Origin of the sequence: Pseudomonas sp. TWI929 (assembly GCF_039673335.1) — a bacterium.
Taxonomy (GTDB): domain Bacteria; phylum Pseudomonadota; class Gammaproteobacteria; order Pseudomonadales; family Pseudomonadaceae; genus Aquipseudomonas.
Genome location: NZ_JBDJLK010000006.1, coordinates 54,599 through 73,981, shown reverse-complemented (window position 1 = coordinate 73,981; position 19,383 = coordinate 54,599). Strand labels below are relative to the sequence as shown.

The 19,383-nt window shown below is 62.9% G+C and carries 15 protein-coding genes; 6 read left to right on the top strand and 9 right to left on the bottom strand.

From position 1 onward, the window contains the following. Window positions 1–11: 11 nt before the first annotated feature. Complete coding sequence (locus ABE456_RS05000; RefSeq protein WP_346642968.1) at window positions 12–479, bottom strand: DUF1289 domain-containing protein; 468 nt, start codon at window positions 477–479, stop codon at window positions 12–14. Window positions 480–885: 406 nt separating this feature from the next. Here ABE456_RS05000 and acnB point away from each other — a divergent pair, with 406 nt between their 5' ends. Continuing rightward, window positions 886–3,495, top strand: a complete 2,610-nt coding sequence (gene acnB, locus ABE456_RS04995) for a bifunctional aconitate hydratase 2/2-methylisocitrate dehydratase (RefSeq protein WP_346643025.1) — start codon at window positions 886–888, stop codon at window positions 3,493–3,495. A gap of 89 nt (window positions 3,496–3,584) precedes the next feature. On the opposite strand, the gene prpD is transcribed toward acnB, so the two are convergent. The 6 genes from prpD to ABE456_RS04965 form a co-directional block, all read right to left on the bottom strand. Continuing rightward, window positions 3,585–5,069 carry a 2-methylcitrate dehydratase gene (gene prpD / locus ABE456_RS04990; RefSeq protein WP_346642967.1) on the bottom strand — a complete coding sequence of 495 codons (1,485 nt, stop codon included), beginning with the start codon at window positions 5,067–5,069 and terminating at the stop codon, window positions 3,585–3,587. A gap of 72 nt (window positions 5,070–5,141) precedes the next feature. Then, on the bottom strand, window positions 5,142–6,332 hold the full coding sequence (gene prpF, locus ABE456_RS04985; protein ID WP_346642966.1) for a 2-methylaconitate cis-trans isomerase PrpF: 1,191 nt from the start codon (window positions 6,330–6,332) through the stop codon (window positions 5,142–5,144). A 150-nt stretch (window positions 6,333–6,482) separates the two neighbouring features. Then, entirely contained in the window at window positions 6,483–9,071 is a 2,589-nt protein-coding gene (acnD, locus tag ABE456_RS04980; RefSeq protein ID WP_346642965.1) for a Fe/S-dependent 2-methylisocitrate dehydratase AcnD, read from the bottom strand. Window positions 9,072–9,236: 165 nt separating this feature from the next. Next, on the bottom strand, window positions 9,237–10,364 hold the full coding sequence (gene prpC, locus ABE456_RS04975; protein ID WP_346642964.1) for a 2-methylcitrate synthase: 1,128 nt from the start codon (window positions 10,362–10,364) through the stop codon (window positions 9,237–9,239). A gap of 116 nt (window positions 10,365–10,480) precedes the next feature. Then, the gene (prpB, locus tag ABE456_RS04970; RefSeq protein WP_346642963.1) at window positions 10,481–11,371 is read right to left on the bottom strand and encodes a methylisocitrate lyase; all 891 of its coding nucleotides are present in this window, start codon (window positions 11,369–11,371) and stop codon (window positions 10,481–10,483) included. Then, entirely contained in the window at window positions 11,368–12,084 is a 717-nt protein-coding gene (locus ABE456_RS04965; protein ID WP_346642962.1) for a GntR family transcriptional regulator, read from the bottom strand. Before ABE456_RS04965 ends, prpB begins: the two co-directional genes overlap by 4 nt. Window positions 12,085–12,390: 306 nt before the next feature. On the opposite strand from ABE456_RS04965, the gene ABE456_RS04960 reads away from it, so the two are divergent. The 5 genes from ABE456_RS04960 to ABE456_RS04940 all read left to right on the top strand — a co-directional run bounded on the left by ABE456_RS04960 (window position 12,391) and on the right by ABE456_RS04940 (window position 17,733). After that, on the top strand, window positions 12,391–12,927 hold the full coding sequence (locus ABE456_RS04960; RefSeq protein WP_016485910.1) for an ATP-dependent zinc protease: 537 nt from the start codon (window positions 12,391–12,393) through the stop codon (window positions 12,925–12,927). Between the two features lie 5 nt (window positions 12,928–12,932). Continuing rightward, window positions 12,933–14,468 (top strand): inactive transglutaminase family protein, encoded by a 1,536-nt coding sequence (locus ABE456_RS04955; protein WP_346642961.1) that lies wholly within the window; start codon window positions 12,933–12,935, stop codon window positions 14,466–14,468. After that, window positions 14,468–15,448 (top strand): alpha-L-glutamate ligase-like protein, encoded by a 981-nt coding sequence (locus ABE456_RS04950; RefSeq protein WP_346642960.1) that lies wholly within the window; start codon window positions 14,468–14,470, stop codon window positions 15,446–15,448. Before ABE456_RS04955 ends, ABE456_RS04950 begins: the two co-directional genes overlap by 1 nt. 127 nt (window positions 15,449–15,575) lie before the next feature. Further along, a complete protein-coding gene (gene pabB, locus ABE456_RS04945; protein WP_346642959.1) occupies window positions 15,576–16,919 on the top strand; it encodes an aminodeoxychorismate synthase component I in 1,344 nt (447 codons plus the stop codon). Between the two features lie 79 nt (window positions 16,920–16,998). Beyond that, window positions 16,999–17,733, top strand: coding sequence for a phosphoadenylyl-sulfate reductase (locus ABE456_RS04940; protein WP_003250299.1), 735 nt, complete (start codon window positions 16,999–17,001; stop codon window positions 17,731–17,733). Window positions 17,734–17,771: 38 nt separating this feature from the next. Here the strand turns inward: ABE456_RS04940 and cysB are convergent, their stop codons facing one another. Further along, window positions 17,772–18,746: an HTH-type transcriptional regulator CysB gene (gene cysB / locus ABE456_RS04935; RefSeq protein WP_010953293.1), complete on the bottom strand. Its 975-nt coding sequence runs from the start codon at window positions 18,744–18,746 to the stop codon at window positions 17,772–17,774. Window positions 18,747–18,874: 128 nt separating this feature from the next. Beyond that, entirely contained in the window at window positions 18,875–19,372 is a 498-nt protein-coding gene (locus ABE456_RS04930) for a universal stress protein (protein WP_346642958.1), read from the bottom strand. Window positions 19,373–19,383 lie beyond the last annotated feature (11 nt).

The window sequence follows — 19,383 nt, the reverse complement described above, 5'->3', positions numbered from 1 at the left end:
GAAGGAAGCCGTTACAGCAGTGCCTGGCTGATAAATGCCGGGGCGATGTAGCGCTGGTAGTGTGCCTCGGACAGCAGGAAGAATTCGCGGTCGATGGCATCGCGCAATTGCGGCAGTTCCCAATCGCGGAACTCCGGCAGCAGCACCATACCGTAGGCCTCCAGGTCACGGATCATCCGCGCCCCGCGGGCAATCAGCTGGTAGGCCCAGCAATATTCCGACTGCTGCTCGACAAAGCGAATCGAGCGTTGCTCCAGCTGCTGGCGCAGCAGGCCTTTGTCGAACACTTCCAGTTTGGCCATCATCACCTGCACCAGCAATTGCTCAAGGCGCAACCACACGGCGCGCTTCTGCGCGTCGTCGTAGCCGTTCCAGTTGATCACTTCGTGGTGAAAACGCTTGCAGCCTCGGCACACTGTGTCTCCGTACACCGTGGAGCACAGGCCGACGCAAGGGGTCTTGATGGACTTGTTGGACATGAAAAACAACGGCTTGGCGGTGGAACACCGGCCCATGTTAGCCCTTTGTCTAACCAGGGTCACTCGTTAAAGTCATCTTCTGCGCCTTACCTTCGGGCTTTTTTTGCCGTAGAATCATCCGGCCTTTTCAAAGGCAACAATGTCCGTTGGAAGCTGTTTTCAAAGCGTCACGAGCACAGTTAATCCGGTAGAACGGCGTTGGCCCGGGCCATGCATCCCTCGCATGCCCGCGCCAGCCCTCATCAGCTCCCCGTTCTGCAGGCGTAAAACTTTGAAAGCAGCTTCTGTAAGGATTCTTTGCGACTCTGGCTGGGCGGCCCACAAAGCCGTGGCAGCGCATGGGTGCATTGAATGCTGGATGAGCGTCCCGGACCCCCTTTAGGGACCACTGATGAGGGAAATAACTGTGCTTGAAGCCTACCGCAAACACATCGAAGAGCGTGCCGCCCTGGGTATCGTGCCCCAGCCGCTGAACGCCGAACAAACTGCAGGCCTGGTCGAGCTGCTGAAAAACCCGCCGGCCGGCGAAGAAGCCTTCCTCGTAGACCTGATCACCAACCGCGTACCGCCAGGGGTCGACGAAGCTGCCTACGTCAAGGCTGCTTTCCTCTCCGCCATCGCCAAGGGCGAAGCCAAGTCGCCACTGATCGACCGCAAGCACGCTGCCGAGCTGCTGGGCACCATGCAGGGCGGCTACAACATCGAAACGCTGGTTACGCTGCTGGATGACGCCGAACTGGGCGCCGTCGCGGCCGAACAGCTCAAGCACACCCTGCTGATGTTCGATGCCTTCCACGACGTGGCCGAAAAAGCCAAGGCCGGCAACGTTCACGCCAAGGCCGTGCTGGAATCCTGGGCTGCCGGCGAGTGGTTCACCTCGCGTCCGGCCATCGCCGACAAGTACACCCTGACCGTGTTCAAGGTGCCTGGCGAAACCAACACCGACGACCTGTCCCCTGCCCCGGACGCCTGGTCGCGCCCTGACATCCCGCTGCACGCCCTGGCCATGCTGAAAATGGCCCGTGACGGCATCGAGCCGTCGCAGCCAGGTTCGGTCGGCCCGCTGGCCCAGATCGAAGCCGTCAAGGCCAAAGGCTTCCCGGTTGCCTACGTGGGTGACGTGGTCGGTACCGGTTCGTCGCGTAAATCCGCCACCAACTCGGTGCTGTGGTTCTTCGGCGACGACATCCCGTACGTGCCGAACAAGCGCGCCGGTGGTTTCTGCTTCGGCACCAAGATCGCCCCGATCTTCTACAACACCATGGAAGACGCCGGCGCCCTGCCGATCGAATTCGACTGCACCAACCTGGGCATGGGCGACGTCATCGACGTTTACCCGTTCAAAGGTGAAGTACGCCGTCACGGCAGCGACGAGCTGGTCACCAACTTCGAACTGAAAACCGAAGTTCTGCTGGACGAAGTCCGCGCTGGCGGCCGTATCCCGCTGATCGTCGGCCGTGGCCTGACCGAAAAAGCCCGTGCCGAACTGGGCCTGGGTGCTTCCGACCTGTTCAAGAAGCCAGAGCAGCCTGCCGACACCGGCAAGGGCTTCACCCTGGCGCAGAAGATGGTCGGCCGTGCTTGCGGCCTGGCAGAAGGCCAGGGCGTACGTCCAGGTGCCTACTGCGAGCCGAAGATGACCACCGTCGGTTCCCAGGACACCACTGGCCCGATGACCCGCGACGAGCTGAAAGACCTGGCGTGCCTGGGCTTCTCCGCTGACCTGGTAATGCAGTCGTTCTGCCACACCGCGGCCTATCCGAAGCCGATCGACGTCAACACCCACCACACCCTGCCAGACTTCATCCGCACCCGTGGCGGCGTGTCGCTGCGCCCAGGCGACGGCATCATCCACAGCTGGCTGAACCGCATGCTGATGCCTGACACCGTGGGTACCGGTGGCGACTCGCACACCCGCTTCCCGATCGGCATCTCGTTCCCGGCCGGTTCCGGCCTGGTGGCCTTCGCCGCCGCCACCGGCGTCATGCCGCTGGACATGCCAGAATCGATCCTGGTGCGCTTCAAGGGCAAACTGCAGCCAGGCATCACCCTGCGTGACCTGGTTCATGCCATCCCTTACTACGCCATCCAGAAGGGCCTGCTGACCGTCGAGAAGAAAGGCAAGAAAAACGCCTTCTCCGGCCGCATCCTGGAAATCGAAGGCCTGGACGACCTGACCGTCGAACAAGCCTTCGAGCTGTCCGACGCCTCGGCCGAGCGCTCCGCTGCCGGTTGCACCATCAAGCTGCCAGAGAAGGCCATCGCCGAGTACCTGCAGTCCAACATCACCCTGCTGCGCTGGATGATCGGCGAAGGCTACGGCGATGCCCGCACCCTGGAGCGCCGCGCCCAGGCCATGGAAGCCTGGCTGGCCAAGCCTGAACTGCTGTCGGCCGACGCCGATGCCGAATACGCCGAAATCATCGAAATCGACCTGGCCGACGTCAAAGAGCCGGTGCTCTGCGCACCGAACGACCCAGACGATGCCCGCCTGCTGTCTTCGGTACAGGGCGAGAAGATCGATGAAGTGTTCATCGGTTCGTGCATGACCAACATCGGTCACTTCCGCGCTGCCGGCAAGCTGCTGGACAAGGTCAAGGGCGGCATCCCGACCCGTCTGTGGCTGGCCCCGCCAACCAAGATGGACGCTCACCAGCTGACCGAAGAAGGCTACTACGGCATCTACGGCAAGGCCGGCGCGCGCATGGAAATGCCAGGCTGCTCGCTGTGCATGGGTAACCAGGCACGCGTGCAGACCGGTTCGACCGTGGTCTCCACCTCGACCCGTAACTTCCCGAACCGTCTGGGCGACGCTACCAACGTGTACCTGGCATCGGCCGAGCTGGCCGCTGTCGCTTCGATCATCGGCAAGCTGCCGACTGTCGAAGAGTACATGCAGTACGCGAAAGACATCGACAGCATGGCTGCCGACGTTTACCGCTACCTGAGCTTCGACCAGATCGCCGAGTTCCGCGAAGCGGCAGCCAACGCCAAGATCCCGGTGGTTCAGGCGTAAGCTGAGTTGTAAAATGTAAAAGAAAGCCCCGGCAGAAATGCCGGGGCTTTTTTATTCCTGCACCGGCCCTACCGCCGGCACAGGCAACCTCAAGTCACAAACAAATCGACAAACCTGTGCACCGCCATCCCCTCCAGCTTCTGCTGGTCCTTGCACACATCCACAATTGCGGCACACCGCTGCCGCGCAAAGCGCGTCGCCAGGTTGGCCCTGAACTTGGCCTCCAGCAACGGTATGCCCTCCCCACGCCGCCGCCGATGCCCGATCGGGTACTCCACCACCACCTGCTCGGTACTGCTGCCATCCTTGAAGAACACCTGCAGCGCGTTGGCGATCGAGCGCTTGTCCGCTTCCAGGTACTCACGGCTGAAGCGCGGGTCTTCCACCACCTCCATCTTCTCGCGCAAGCGGTCGATGCTCGGGTGGTTGGCATGAAAAGCGTCTTCATAATGCTCGGCCACCAAGTGCCCGAAAATCAGCGGCACCGCCACCATGTACTGCAGACAGTGGTCGCGGTCGGCGGCATTGGCCAGCGGGCCGCGCTTGGAAATGATGCGAATCGCCGACTCCTGGGTGGTGATGACAATGCGGTCGACTTCATGCAGGCGGTTACGCACCAGCGGATGCAGGGTAACCGCCGCCTCACAGGCGGTCTGGGCATGGAACTCGGCGGCGAAGCTGACCTTGAACAGCACATTCTCCATCACATAGCTGGCCAAGGGCTGCGGCAGGCGCAGTTCATACTGCCCGGCCGGCTTGAGTGCCAGGTCCTTGTTGGTGTGGCTGAACGACACATCGTAGAAGCCCCACTGTGGCGCAGTGAGCACACCTGGCACGCCCATCTCGCCGCGCAGGGCGATATCAGCCAGGCGCACGCCACGGCTGGACGCATCACCGGCAGCCCAGGACTTGCGCGAGCCGGCATTGGGCGCGTGGCGATAGGTGCGCAGTGCCTGGCCATCGACGAAGGCGTGCGACAACGCTGACAACATCTGCTCGCGGTTGGCCCCCATCAGCCTTGCGCACACTGCAGTGGAGGCCACCTTGACCAGAATCACGTGATCAAGGCCAACGCGGTTGAAAGAGTTTTCCAGTGCCAGCACGCCCTGGATTTCGTGAGCCATGACCATGGCTTCGAGCACATCACGCATCAGCAGCGGCGCTTCACCATCAGCCACGCGCTTCTGCGACAGGTGATCGGCAACGGCCAGAATGCCGCCGAGATTGTCCGAGGGGTGAGCCCATTCGGCGGCCAGCCAAGTGTCGTTGTAGTCCAGCCAGCGCACCGTGCAACCGATATCCCAGGCGGCCTTGACCGGGTCGAGGCGGTAGGCGGTACCGGGGACGCGGGCGCCATTGGGCACCACGGTGCCTTCCACCAGGGGGCCAAGCAGTTTGGTGCATTCGGGGAAGCGCAGGGCCAGCAGGCCGCAGCCGAGGGTGTCCATCAGGCAATTGCGCGCGGTGTCCAGCGCCTCGGGGGATTCGACCCGGTAGCCGAGGGCGTAGTCAGCCAGGGTTTGCAGTACCCGGTCATAGTCCGGGCGGTCGTTGAGGTCCACGTTGGCGCTCATATCCAGCTCCCTTCAGAATTGCCGGGGCTGCTGTGCAGCCCCAACGAACTAAAGCCGAGCGCCAATGGTGCGTTAGAAGCTATCGCCAGGCACGCGAACCCAGCCCTCCATCAGCACGCGAGCACTGCGGCTCATGATTGCCTTGGTCACTGTCCACTGGCCATTCACCTGGCGCGCCTCAGCCCCCACCCGCAGGGTGCCCGAGGGGTGGCCGAAACGCACGGCGCTGCGCTCGCCCCCGCCAGCGGCGAGGTTGACCAGCGTGCCCGGAATGGCCGCTGCGGTGCCAATGGCCACCGCTGCCGTCCCCATCATTGCATGGTGCAGCTTGCCCATCGACAAGGCCCGTACCAGCAGGTCAACATCACCCGCCTGCACCGCCTTGCCACTGGACGCAGTGTAGGTGCTCGGCGGCGCGACGAAAGCCACTTTCGGCGTGTGCTGACGCCCGGCAGCCTGGTCGACGTTGTCGATCAGCCCCATGCGCACGGCGCCATAGGCGCGAATGGTCTCGAAGCGCAGCAGCGCCTGCGGGTCGCCGTTGATGGCATCCTGCAGTTCGGCGCCGGTGTAACCGATATCCGCCGCATTGACGAAGATGGTCGGGATACCGGCATTGATCAGGGTCGCCTTGAAGGTGCCGACACCCGGCACCTCCAGGTCATCGACCAGGTTACCGGTAGGGAACATGGCACCACCGTCGCCGTCTTCGTCGGCCGCCGGGTCGAGAAACTCCAGTTGCACCTCGGCAGCCGGGAAGGTTACCCCGTCCAGCTCGAAGTCGCCGGTCTCCTGCACTTCACCTTCAGTGATTGGCACATGGGCGATGATGGTCTTGCCGATGTTGGCCTGCCAGATGCGCACCGTGGCGATGCCGTTACGCGGGATACGCGCCGGGTCGACCAGGCCGCTGCTGATGGCGAACGAGCCGACGGCGGCGGAGAGGTTGCCGCAGTTGCCGCTCCAGTCGACGAAGGCGTTGTCGATGCTGACCTGGCCGAACAGGTAGTCGACGTCGTGTTCGGGCTTGATGCTTTGCGACAGGATCACGGTCTTGCTGGTGCTTGAAGTGGCACCGCCCATGCCGTCGATCTGCTTGCCGTAAGGGTCGGGGCTGCCGATCACCCGCAGCAGCAGTGCATCGCGAGCGGGGCCTGGGATTTGCGCCTGTTCGGGCAGGTCTTGCAGGCGGAAGAACACGCCTTTGCTGGTGCCGCCACGGATGTAGGTGGCGGGGATTTTGATCTGGGGTACATGTGCCATTGTCTTGGGCATCCTGATAGTCCGGTGAAATACCCTGGGGCTACTTTGCAGCCCTTTCGCGACGCAAGGCCGCTCCCACAGGTACTGCGCCGCCCTTTGTGGGAGCGGCCTTGTGTCGCGATGGGCCGCAAAGCGGCCCCGCTCTTATGGTTAGGCGGTCGCTTCGAGGAAGTCCTGGGCAAAGCGCTGCAGCACCCCGCCCGCCTCGTAGATCGACACTTCCTCGGCGGTGTCCAGGCGGCAGGTCACCGGCACTTCCAGGCGCTCGCCGTTGGCGCGGGTCACCACCAGGGTCAGGGTTGCCCGTGGCGTACGTGCGCCCAGCACGTCATAGGTCTCGCTGCCATCCAGGCCCAGGGTCTTGCGGTCGGTACCCGGCTTGAACTCCAGTGGCAGTACGCCCATGCCCACCAGGTTGGTGCGGTGAATGCGCTCGAAGCCTTCGGCCACGATCGCCTCGACACCCGCCAGGCGTACACCTTTGGCCGCCCAGTCACGCGACGAGCCCTGGCCATAGTCGGCACCGGCAACGATGATCAGCGGCTGCTTGCGCTGCATGTAGGTCTCGATCGCCTCCCACATGCGGGTGACCTTGCCTTCCGGCTCGATACGCGCCAGCGAACCCTGCTTCACGCTGCCGTCTTCCTTGCGCACCATTTCGTTGAACAGCTTGGGGTTGGCGAAGGTGGCGCGCTGGGCAGTCAGGTGGTCGCCACGGTGGGTGGCGTAGGAGTTGAAGTCCTCTTCCGGCAGGCCCATTTTCGCCAGGTACTCACCAGCGGCGCTGTCGAGCATGATGGCGTTGGACGGCGACAGGTGGTCGGTAGTGATGTTGTCCGGCAGCACCGCCAGCGGGCGCATGCCGCGCAGGGTGCGCTCGCCAGCCAGGGCGCCTTCCCAGTACGGCGGGCGACGGATGTAGGTGCTCATCGGGCGCCAGTCGTACAGCGGCGCCACCTTCGGCCCGCGGTCTTCCTCGATGGCGAACATCGGGATGTAGACCTTGCGGAACTGCTCCGGCTTGACCGCGGCGCGCACCACGGCATCGATCTCTTCATCGCTGGGCCAGATATCCTTGAGGCGGATTTCCTTGCCATCGACCACGCCCAGCACATCTTTTTCGATGTCGAAGCGAATGGTACCGGCGATGGCGTAGGCCACCACCAGCGGCGGCGAGGCGAGGAAAGCCTGCTTGGCATACGGGTGGATGCGCCCGTCAAAGTTGCGGTTGCCCGAGAGCACGGCAGTGGCGTACAGGTCGCGGTCAATGATTTCTTGCTGGATCACCGGGTCCAGCGCGCCAGACATACCATTGCAGGTGGTGCAGGCGAAGGCGACGATGCCAAAGCCGAGCTGCTCCAGTTCCTTCTCCAGGCCGGCCTCTTCCAGGTACAGCTGTACAGCCTTGGAGCCCGGCGCCAGCGACGACTTGACCCACGGTTTGCGCACCAGGCCCAGCTTGTTGGCATTGCGCGCTATCAGGCCTGCGGCAATTACGTTGCGCGGGTTGCTGGTGTTGGTGCAGCTGGTGATGGCGGCGATGATCACCGCACCGTCAGGCATCTGCCCCGGCACGTCGTCCCAGCTGCCGGCAATGCCTTTGGCCGCCAGGTCGCTGGTGGCGACGCGGGCGTGCGGGTTGGACGGGCCGGCCATGTTGCGCACCACGCTCGACAGGTCGAAGCTCAGGGTGCGCTCATAGACGGCTGCGCCCAGGCTGTCGGCCCACAGGCCGGTGGCCTTGGCATAGGTTTCCACCAGCTTGACCTGCTGCTCTTCGCGGCCGGTCAGGCGCAGGTAGTCGATGGTCTGCTGGTCGATGGCGAACATCGCCGCAGTGGCACCGTATTCCGGGGCCATGTTGGAGATGGTGGCGCGGTCGCCCAAGGTCAGGGCGCGGGCACCCTCGCCATGGAACTCCAGGTAGGCGCCAACGACTTTCTGCTTGCGCAGGAACTCGGTCAGGGCCAGCACCAGGTCAGTGGCAGTGATGTTCGGTGCCAGTTTGCCGGTCAGCTCGACGCCGACGATTTCCGGCAGGCGCATCCACGAGGCACGGCCGAGCATCACGTTTTCCGCTTCCAGGCCGCCGACGCCGATGGCGATCACGCCCAGGGCGTCGACATGCGGGGTGTGGCTGTCGGTGCCGACGCAGGTGTCTGGGTAGGCCACGCCGCGGTCGTTGTGAATCACCGGCGACATCTTCTCCAGGTTGATCTGGTGCATGATGCCGTTGCCCGGCTGGATCACGTCGACGTTCTTGAACGCCTTCTTGGTCCAGTTGATGAAGTGGAAACGGTCTTCGTTGCGACGGTCTTCGATGGCGCGGTTCTTTTCGAACGCTTGCGGGTCGAAACCACCGCACTCGACGGCCAGCGAGTGGTCGACGATCAGCTGCACCGGCACCACCGGGTTGACCTGGGCCGGGTCACCGCCTTTGTCGGCGATGGCGTCACGCAGGCCGGCGAGGTCGACCAGGGCGGTCTGGCCGAGGATGTCGTGGCACACCACGCGGGCCGGGAACCATGGGAAGTCGAGGTCGCGCTGGCGCTCGATCAACTGGCCCAGCGAGGCGTCGAGGGTGGCCGGGTCGCAGCGGCGCACGAGGTTTTCGGCGAGCACGCGGGAGGTGTAAGGCAGGCCATCGTAGGCGCCGGGCTTGATCGCCTCGACCGCCGCGCGGGCATCGAAGTAGTCCAGGTCGGTGCCTGGCAGGTGCTTGCGGTATGCAGTGTTCATATCGTTATCAGGCTCGGTCACGGTAATCGGTATGCAGGTCTGGCCATTGGGGGCGCTGCGCCCCCCTTTCGCGACACAAGGCCGCTCCCACAAGTACGGCGCAATCCCTGTGGGAGCGGCCTGGTGTCGCGATAGGGCTGCGCAGCAGCCCCGGCGATCTATGCCTCAGCGCTGCTCGATCGGCACGAACTGGCGCTGCTCGACGCCGACATACTCGGCGCTCGGGCGGATGATGCGGTTGTTGGCGCGCTGTTCGAACACGTGCGCGGCCCAGCCGGTCAGGCGCGAGCAGACGAAGATCGGGGTGAACAGCTTGGTCGGGATGCCCATGAAGTGGTACGCCGAGGCATGGTAGAAGTCGGCGTTGGGGAACAGGCGCTTCTGCTCCCACATGGTTTTGTCGATGGCTTCGGAAACCGGGTACAGCACCTTGTCACCGACTTCGTCGGCCAACTGCTTCGACCAGCCCTTGATCACCTCGTTGCGTGGGTCGGACTCTTTGTAGATGGCATGGCCAAAGCCCATGATCTTGTCCTTGCGCTCCAGCATGCGCAGCAGCTCGGCAGTGGCTTCCTGCGGGCTCTGGAAGCGCTCGATCAGTTCCATCGCCGCTTCATTGGCACCACCGTGCAGTGGGCCGCGCAGCGAGCCGATGGCGGCGGTAACGCAGGAGTACAGGTCGGACAGGGTCGAGGCACATACACGGGCAGTGAAGGTCGAGGCGTTGAACTCGTGCTCGGCGTAAAGGATCAGCGACACGTTCATGACCTTGACGTGCAGCTCGCTCGGCTTCTTGCCGTGCAGCAGGTGCAGGAAGTGGCCACCGAGCGTGTCTTCATCACTGGTGCAGTCGATGCGCAGGCCATCGTGCGTGAAGCGGTACCAGTAGCACATCACTGCCGGGAACAGCGCCAGCAGGCGGTCGGTCTTGTCGCGCTGGGCTTCGAAGGTCAGTTCTGGCTCCAGGGTACCCAGTACCGAGCAACCGGTGCGCATCACGTCCATCGGGTGGGCGTCGCGCGGGATGCGCTCAAGCACTTCCTTCAGTGCCTGTGGCAGGTCACGCAGGCCCTTGAGCTTGCGCTTGTAATCGGCCAGCTCGGCCTGGGTTGGCAGCTCGCCGTACAGCAGCAGGTAGGCGACTTCTTCGAACTCGGCACCAGCGGCCAAGTCACGCACGTCGTAACCACGGTAGGTCAGCCCGGCACCGGCCTGGCCCACGGTCGACAGTGCGGTCTGGCCGGCCACCTGGCCGCGCAGGCCTGCGCCACTGAGTACTTTTGCTTCGGCCATGGTGTTTCTCCTTTCTTGAATTTGTTATGGAAAGCTTGCTGGCTAATCAGTTTTGCCTGTGCCGGCCTCTTCGCGGCGGTTCGACGCGAAGAGGCCGGCCGCTCCAATAAAAGTCTTCAGCCCTTCTTCTGGGCAAACAGCGCATCGAGGCTTTGCTCGAAGGCGTGGTAGCCAATGGCATCGTAGAGCTCCATGCGGGTTTGCATGGTGTCGATCACGTTCTTCTGCGTGCCGTCGCGGCGCAGCGCGGTGTACACGTTCTCGGCCGCCTTGTTCATGGCGCGGAACGCCGACAGCGGGTAAAGCACCAGCGATACGTCGACCGAGGCCAGCTCTTCGGTGGTGTACAGCGGCGTGGCGCCGAATTCGGTGATGTTGGCCAGGATCGGTGCCTTCACCCGATCAGCGAACGTCTTGTACATCTGCAATTCAGTGATGGCTTCCGGGAAGATCATGTCGGCACCGGCCTCGATGCAGGCCTCGGCGCGATCCAGGGCGGCGTTCAAGCCCTCGACGGCCAGGGCATCGGTACGTGCCATGATCACGAAGCTGTCGTCAGTACGGGCATCCACGGCGGCCTTGATGCGGTCGACCATTTCCTGCTGGCTGACGATTTCCTTGTTCGGGCGGTGGCCACAGCGCTTGGCGCCAACCTGGTCCTCGATATGGATGGCAGCAGCGCCGAACTTGCTCATCGAGCGCACGGTACGGGCGACGTTGAAGGCCGAAGAACCAAAGCCGGTGTCGACATCTACCAGCAACGGCACATCGCACACGTCGGTGATGCGGCGCACGTCGGTGAGCACGTCGTCCAGGCCACTGATGCCCAGGTCTGGCAGGCCCAGGGAACCGGCGGCCACGCCGCCACCAGACAGGTAGATGGCCTTGAAGCCGGCGCGCTTGGCCAGCAAGGCATGGTTGGCGTTGATGGTGCCAACCACCTGCAGCGGATGTTCAGCGGCAACGGCGTCGCGGAAACGCTGACCGGGGGTGCTCTTCACAGTCATTTCTCACCTCGTGGGCTGTTGTTGTGGGCGTCCTGATAGTGACGCTCGATATTGCGCTTGGACGCGCCGATGTGGCGGCGCATCAGGAGTTCGGCCAGCTCGCCGTCACGGTCGGCGATGGCATCGAGAATACGGTGGTGTTCGGCAAAGGCCTGGCGCGGCCGGTTGGGCGTGGCGGAGAACTGGATGCGGTACATGCGCACCAGCTGGTACAACTCGCCGCATAGCATCTTGACCAGGGTCTGGTTGCCGCTGCCCTGGATGATGCGGTAATGGAAGTCGTAGTCGCCTTCCTGCTGGTAATAGCCCAGGCCGGCCTGGAACGCGGCGTCACGCTCATGGGTGTCGAGCACCCGGCGCAATTCGTCGATGTCGGCCTGGCTCATGCGCTCGGCGGCCAGGCGGCAGGCCATGCCTTCCAGCGATTCGCGAATTTCGTACAGTTCGATCAGCTCGGCGTGGTTGAGCGATACCACCCGCGCACCCACATGTGGCACGCGCACCAGCAGGCGCTGGCCTTCGAGGCGGTGGATGGCCTCACGCAGCGGCCCACGACTGATGCCATAGGTGCGCGCCAGCTCCGGCTCGGAAATTTTGCTGCCAGGGGCGATCTCGCCTTTGACGATAGCCGCCTGGATGCGCCGGAAGACGTTTTCGGACAAGGTTTCCGTTTCGTCTGTCAGCGCCGCAGTGGCAAGGGAGAGGTCCTGCATATTGTTGACACCTTGAAAAACACTTCGCCAGAAATTAGCGAATAGAGCCCTCCAAGTCAAAGACAAAATCAGTATTGTCGACAATCGTCTAAGAACGAACTATCACCGCCTCCCCGCTGTCAGATCGCGCACCGCTGGCGTCAAGACGTCGGCGTGATAGAATGCCGCGCCTCCGATGGGGTATGGATAGCCTGTCTGTCATCCATTCATGCTTGTTGACAGATGAACGAGGAAGCTTGCGCAGTAGTTGCCAGTCGCCTTGCCCTGAACATAGCCACGAACCTTGCACTGCACCGCGCCAGGATTATGAGACTTACACCCGTTTTATTGCTGCTATGCCTCACCCTGCTGCCGGCCCTTGGCCAGGCTGCGGGCAAGACCGTGTATGGTCTCAACGAATACGCACGCCTGGGCGACCTGGACCTGGAAGTAGCCGCCAAGCTCGACACCGGCGCCAAGACCGCGTCGCTCAGTGCCCGCGACATCAAGCGCTTCAAGCGCAACGGTGAAAGCTGGGTACGCTTCTACCTGGCGATCGATGCCGCCCATTCGCACCCGATCGAACGCCCGCTGGCACGCGTGAGCAAAATCAAGCGCCGGGCTGGCGACTATGATGCCGAATCGGGCAAGGCCTATACGGCACGCCCGGTCATCGAACTGGAAATCTGCATGGGCCAGGCCATGCGCACTATCGAAGTCAACCTCACCGACCGCAGCGCCTTCCAGTTCCCGCTGCTGATCGGCTCCGAGGCGCTCAAGCACTTCGACGCGCTGGTCGACCCAAGCCTTAAATATGCGGCCGGCAAACCTGCCTGTGCCACCGACGCTCCCAAAGCAGAGTAACTCCGATGCGCTCTCTTACCCTCCATCTGAAAGTCCTGATCACCGTGCTGGTGCTACTGGGCGTGGCGGTCACGGCTTATCAGATCTTCTTCCTCGGCATCCCAGTGACCGAGGATGAAACCGACGACCTGTGGAACATCGACGCCAAGGTCGAGTTCGTGGCCAGCACCAAGGACCCGGTCAAGGTGCAGATGTTCGTGCCCCCGCTGAACCGCGACTACGTCAGCCTCAACGAGAGCTTCATCTCCAACAACTACGGGGTGAGCGTCAACCGTGCCGACGGCAACCGCAAGGTCACCTGGTCGGCCCGCCGCGCCAGCGGCAACCAGACCCTCTACTACCGCCTGGTGCTGACCAAGCGCTACAGCAACGAGAAGACCACGGTCAAAGGCCCGACCTTCCGTGACAGCCTGGCCATCGAGGGCCCCGAGAAGATCGCTGCCGAGGCGCTGATGGCGCCGATCCGCCAGCACTCGGCCGATGTCGAGACCTTCGTCAGCGAGACCATCAAGCGGGTCAACAACCTCAACGACGACAACGTCAAGCTGCTGCTGGCCGGTGATACTTCACCGATGAAGAAGGCCCAGATCATCGACCTGCTGCTGTCGATCGCCCACGTGCCGATGGAGAAGGTGCACACCATCCGCCTGGTGGCCGACACCCCGCAAACCCCGGAACTGTGGCTGCGCAGCTTCAATGGTACCGACTGGCTGTACTTCAACCCGGACACCGGCGAGCAGGGCCTGCCCAGCGACCGCCTGCTGTGGTGGACCGGTGACGACAACCTGATCACCGTCGATGGCGGCAAAAAGGCCAACGTCACCTTCAGCATGAACAACAGCGAGATGAACGCCATCCGCCTGGCCAAGCTGACCGACGAGAACACCGACGCCGACTTCCTTGAGTACTCGCTGTACGGCCTGCCGCTGCAAACCCAGCAAACCTTCATGATCATGGTGATGATCCCGATCGGCGTACTGGTAATCCTGGTGCTGCGCAACCTGATCGGCATCCAGACCCTGGGTACCTTCACCCCGGTACTGATCGCCCTGGCCTTCCGCGAAACCCAGTTGGGCTTCGGTATCGTGCTGTTCACGGTGATCACCGCCCTGGGCCTGTCGCTGCGCTCGTACCTGGAACACCTGAAGTTGCAGATGCTGCCGCGCCTGTCGGTGGTGCTGACCTTCGTCGTGGTGCTGATTGCCGCCATCAGCCTGTTCAGCCACAAGCTGGGCCTTGAGCGCGGGCTGTCGGTGGCGCTGTTCCCGATGGTGATCCTGACCATGACCATCGAACGCCTGTCGATCACCTGGGAAGAGCGTGGCGGCGGCCATGCCATGAAAGTGGCCATCGGCACCCTGTTCGCCGCCTCCCTGGCGCACCTGCTGATGATGGTGCCGGAGCTGGTGTACTTCGTCTTCACCTTCCCTGCCGTGCTGTTGATCCTGGTGGGCTTCATGCTGGCAATGGGCCGTTACCGCGGCTACCGCCTGACCGAGCTCGTGCGCTTCAAGGCATTCCTGAAGAAGGCTGACGCCTGATGTTTGGCCTGATCAAGACGTGGAAAGCCCTGGAGGCCCGGGGCATCATGGGTATCAACCGGCGCAACGCGGACTACGTGTTGAAGTACAACAAGCGCCACCTGTACCCGATTGTCGACGACAAGATCATCACCAAGGAGCGCGCCCTGGCGGCCGGCATCCATGTGCCGGAAATGTACGGCATCATCGAGACCGAGAAGCAGATCGAAAAGCTTCACGAAATCATCGGCGGGCGTAACGATTTCGTCATCAAGCCGGCGCAGGGCGCCGGCGGTGACGGCATCCTGGTGATTGCCGACCGCTTCGAAGACCGCTACCGCACGGTGTCGGGCAAGATCATCAGCCATGAGGAAATCGAGCACCAGATTTCCAGCATCCTCACCGGCCTGTACTCACTGGGCGGCCACCGTGACCGTGCGCTGATCGAATACCGGGTCACGCCCGACCAGATCTTCAAGAGCATCAGCTACGAAGGCGTGCCGGACATCCGCATCATTGTGCTGATGGGCTACCCGGTGATGGCCATGCTGCGCCTGCCGACCCGTCAGTCCGGAGGCAAGGCAAACCTGCACCAGGGCGCCATCGGCGTGGGTGTCGACCTGGCCACTGGCGTAACCCTGCGCGGCACCTGGCTGAACAACATCATCAGCAAGCACCCGGACACCACCAACGCGGTGGACGGCGTGCAACTGCCGAACTGGGACGGCTTCATGAAGCTGGCCGCCGGCTGCTACGAACTGTGTGGCCTGGGCTACATCGGCGTGGACATGGTGCTGGACCAGGACAAGGGCCCGCTGATTCTGGAGCTGAATGCCCGACCGGGGCTGAACATCCAGATTGCCAACGACTGCGGCCTGACCCAGCGTACCCATGCCATCGAGGCGCACATTGAAGCGCTGGCCAAGGAGGGTATTACCGAGGATGCCGAGCAGCGGGTGCGGGTAGCCCAAGGGCTGTTCGGACATGTTCATCCAGGCTGACATCGCCGGGGCCGCTTTGCGGCCCCCTTGGGTCAAACACAATGTTGAATGTCGCGCCCAGTGCTAGGCGCTTTTCCTACACAGGTCTACAATCGCCCTCCTCGCTTTTACATCGCCGTCCACACTGATGCCGACCTGTACGCTCCACCGCCTGCCCTACCAGCCCGACCCTGCCGCCTACTTCGCCCGCCTGCGCCAGGCCCCCGGCGCGATCTTGCTCGACAGCGCCCGCCCCGGCGCCGAACGCGGCCGCTTCGACCTGCTCAGCGCCTGGCCACTGCAACACTTGCAAGCGCAGCCCGGTGAAGCAGGCCGCGCCTTCCTCCAGCGCCTGCGCGCCGGCCTGGCGCAACTGGGCCACGCGCAATTGCCCGAAGGTAGCGAGCTGCCCTTCGCCGGTGGCCTGATCGGCTACCTGAGCTACGATTTCGGCCGCCGCCTGGAGCACCTGCCAAGCCTGGCCATGGACGACCTCGGCCTGCCAGACGCGCAACTGGGCCTGTATGCCTGGGCACTGGTCAGTGACCACCTGTACGGCACCAGCCAACTGGTGTTTCACCCAAGCCTTGCAGGGGAAGATCGCGAACGCCTGATCAGCTTGTTCGAAGGTGCCGACAACGCAGAGGGCGGCGCCTTCCAGCTGCTCGCACCAATGGCCGGCGACCTGCAGCCCGAACAGTACCAGGCCGCCTTCGACCAGGTGCAGCGCTACATCCAGGCCGGTGACTGCTACCAGATCAACCTCACCCAACGCTTCCGAGCGCCCTGCCAGGGCGATCCATGGCGGGCTTACCAGGCACTGCGCCAGGCCTGCCCCACGCCGTTCTCCGGCTACCAGCAACTGGCCGACGGCAGCGCCTTGCTGAGCTTTTCGCCCGAGCGTTTTATCCGCGTCAGCCAGGGCCTGGTGGAAACCCGCCCGATCAAGGGCACCCGCCCTCGTGCCAGCGACCCGGGCGAAGACGCGCGCAATGCCGAAGAGCTGCTGCACAGCCCCAAGGACCGCTCGGAAAACCTGATGATCGTCGACCTGCTGCGCAACGACCTGGGGCGCACCTGCCAAATCGGTTCGGTGAAGGTGCCAGAGCTGTTCAGCCTGGAGAGCTACCCCAACGTGCACCATCTGGTCAGCAGCATCACCGGCCAGCTGGCCAGCGACAAGGACGCCCTGGACTTGATCGGCGACAGCTTCCCCGGTGGTTCGATTACCGGCGCACCGAAGATCCGCGCCATGCAGATCATCGACGAGCTGGAACCGGCGCGTCGGGCACTGTACTGCGGCTCACTGCTATATGTGGACGTGCGCGGCGAGATGGACAGTTCGATTGCCATCCGCAGCCTGCTGGTCAAGGACGGCCAGGTAAGCTGCTGGGGCGGCGGCGCGGTGGTAGCCGACTCCGAGTGGCAGGCCGAATATGAAGAGTCGATCGCCAAAGTGCGGGTCTTGATGCAGACCTTGCAAGGCTTGTGAGTCCGTCTAGCCCGCGTTTTTTTGTTACCATCACCTTACTACGAGCGCACAGCGCCACAGCCAAGATGGAAACCGCCTGATGAGCCAACCCTTCGACGTCGCCGCCCTGGCCGCGACCTATGCCAACAAGTCCCCGCAGGACATCCTCAAGCTCGCCTTCGAGCACTTCGGTGATGACCTGTGGATCTCCTTCAGCGGCGCCGAGGACGTGGTGCTGGTCGACATGGCCTGGAAGCTGAACAAGCAGGTCAAGGTGTTCAGCCTCGACACCGGGCGCCTGCACCCGGAGACCTACCGGTTTATCGACCAGGTGCGTGAGCAGTACAACCTGCCGATCGAAATCCTCAGCCCTGATCGCGCCAAGCTCGACCCGTTCGTCAAGGAAAAGGGCCTGTTCAGCTTCTACAAGGATGGCCACGGCGAGTGCTGCGGCATCCGCAAGATCGAGCCGCTGCGGCGCAAACTGGCCACCGTCAGCGCCTGGGCCACCGGCCAGCGCCGCGACCAGAGCCCGGGCACCCGCAGCCAGGTGGCGGCACTGGAAATCGACAGCGCCTTCTCCACCCCAGAGCGCACCCTGTACAAGTTCAACCCGCTGGCACAGATGAGCAGTGAAGAAGTGTGGGGTTATATCCGCATGCTCGAACTGCCGTACAACAGCCTGCATGAGCGTGGCTTCATCAGCATTGGCTGCGAGCCATGCACCCGGCCGGTGCTGCCGAACCAGCATGAGCGCGAAGGGCGTTGGTGGTGGGAAGAGTCGACGCAGAAGGAATGCGGGTTGCACGCGGGCAACCTGATCAGCAAGGCTTGAAATTATCGGGGCCGCAAAGCGGCCCCAACAATCTTGAATCAGTGCACCGGCAGTTCGACACCTTCGAACAGCTCTTCGAGCTCCTGCTTGTTATGGCACTGAATAGCCTTGGCCATCACTTCACGGGTCAGGTGCGGGGCGAACTTCTCGATGAAGTCGCACATGAAGCCACGCAGGAAGGTGCCACGGCGGAAGCCGATCTTGGTGATGCTGGCTTCGAACAGCTCGCTGGCATCCAGGGCCACCAGGTCACTGTCGAGCTTGGCGTCCACAGCCATGCCGGCGACGATGCCCACGCCCAGCCCCAGGCGCACATAGGTCTTGATCACGTCGGCGTCAGCTGCAGTGAACACCACTTTCGGCGTAAGGCCACGGTGGTTGAAAGCCTCGTCCAGTTTCGAGCGCCCGGTGAAACCGAACACGTAGGTGACGATCGGGTATTCGGCGACCGCTTCCAGGGTCAGCTTCGGCAGCTTGGCCAGCGGGTGACCTTGCGGCACCACCACACAGCGGTTCCACTTGTAGCACGGCATCATGATCAGGTCGCCGAACAGCTCCAGCGCCTCGGTGGCGATGGCGAAATCAACGGTACCGTCCGCAGCCATTTCGGCAATCTGCATGGGCGAGCCCTGGTGCATGTGCAGTGACACTTCCGGGTACTGCTTGATGAAGCTGCTGATCACCGGCGGCAAGGCATAACGCGCCTGGGTGTGGGTGGTGGCGATGGACAGCGTGCCCTTTTTCTCGTTGGAGAACTCCTGGGCAATCTGCTTGATGCTTTCTACCTTGCGCAGGATTTCGCCGGCAGTGTTGATGATGCGCTCACCGGCCGGTGTGACACGGGTCAGGTGCTTGCCGCTACGGGCAAAGACTTCAACACCCAGTTCATCCTCGAGCAAGCGGATCTGTTTGCTGATACCTGGCTGGGAGGTATACAGGCTTTGCGCCGTCGCGGACACGTTGAGGTCATGGTGCGCCACTTCCCAGATGTAGCGCAGTTGTTGAAGCTTCATAGATTCCCCTCGGTTCAGCGATGAGTCCGCGGCAGCAGGCAGCGACGATATATAACTATATTAGTGGTTCTGGAAATAAATCTAGAACTATTTTGTTACATGCCCCCGGAAATAGCCTACGGCCATCTTCATGCTTTCCTACGCCCTAAATGCTGTGCCAACGGCACCATGTACACCGGTACCGGCGACAGCTGCAGCAGCCGCACAGCGGTGCGCCCCAACGGCACATCCACACCTGCGCCAGCACTGTGGCTGCCGAAAATCAGCAGGTCTACGCTCAGCCGCTGCGCCTGGTCGAGGATCACCTGCGCCGGGTCGCCCTGGCGTACACGCACGGCCTTGATCACTGCCAGGTCAGCCTCCTCGCCCAGCTCATCGCGAAAGTTTTCCAGCACACGCTGCTCGATGTTGGCCATCACCGTGTTCACCCCCTGGCTGTGCAGCTGGTCGAGCGTCTGTTCATCGAGGTAGCTTTGCAGGAGGGATTCGGCGAACTGGCCCATCGGCTCTACCGCATGGATCACATACAGCTCGGCGTTGAACGTGCGCGCCATGGCCAGCGCGTGCTGCATCACAAATGGGGCGTAGACACCGAGGTCGGTGGCGTACAGCATGGAGCGGATCATTCGACCTCCTC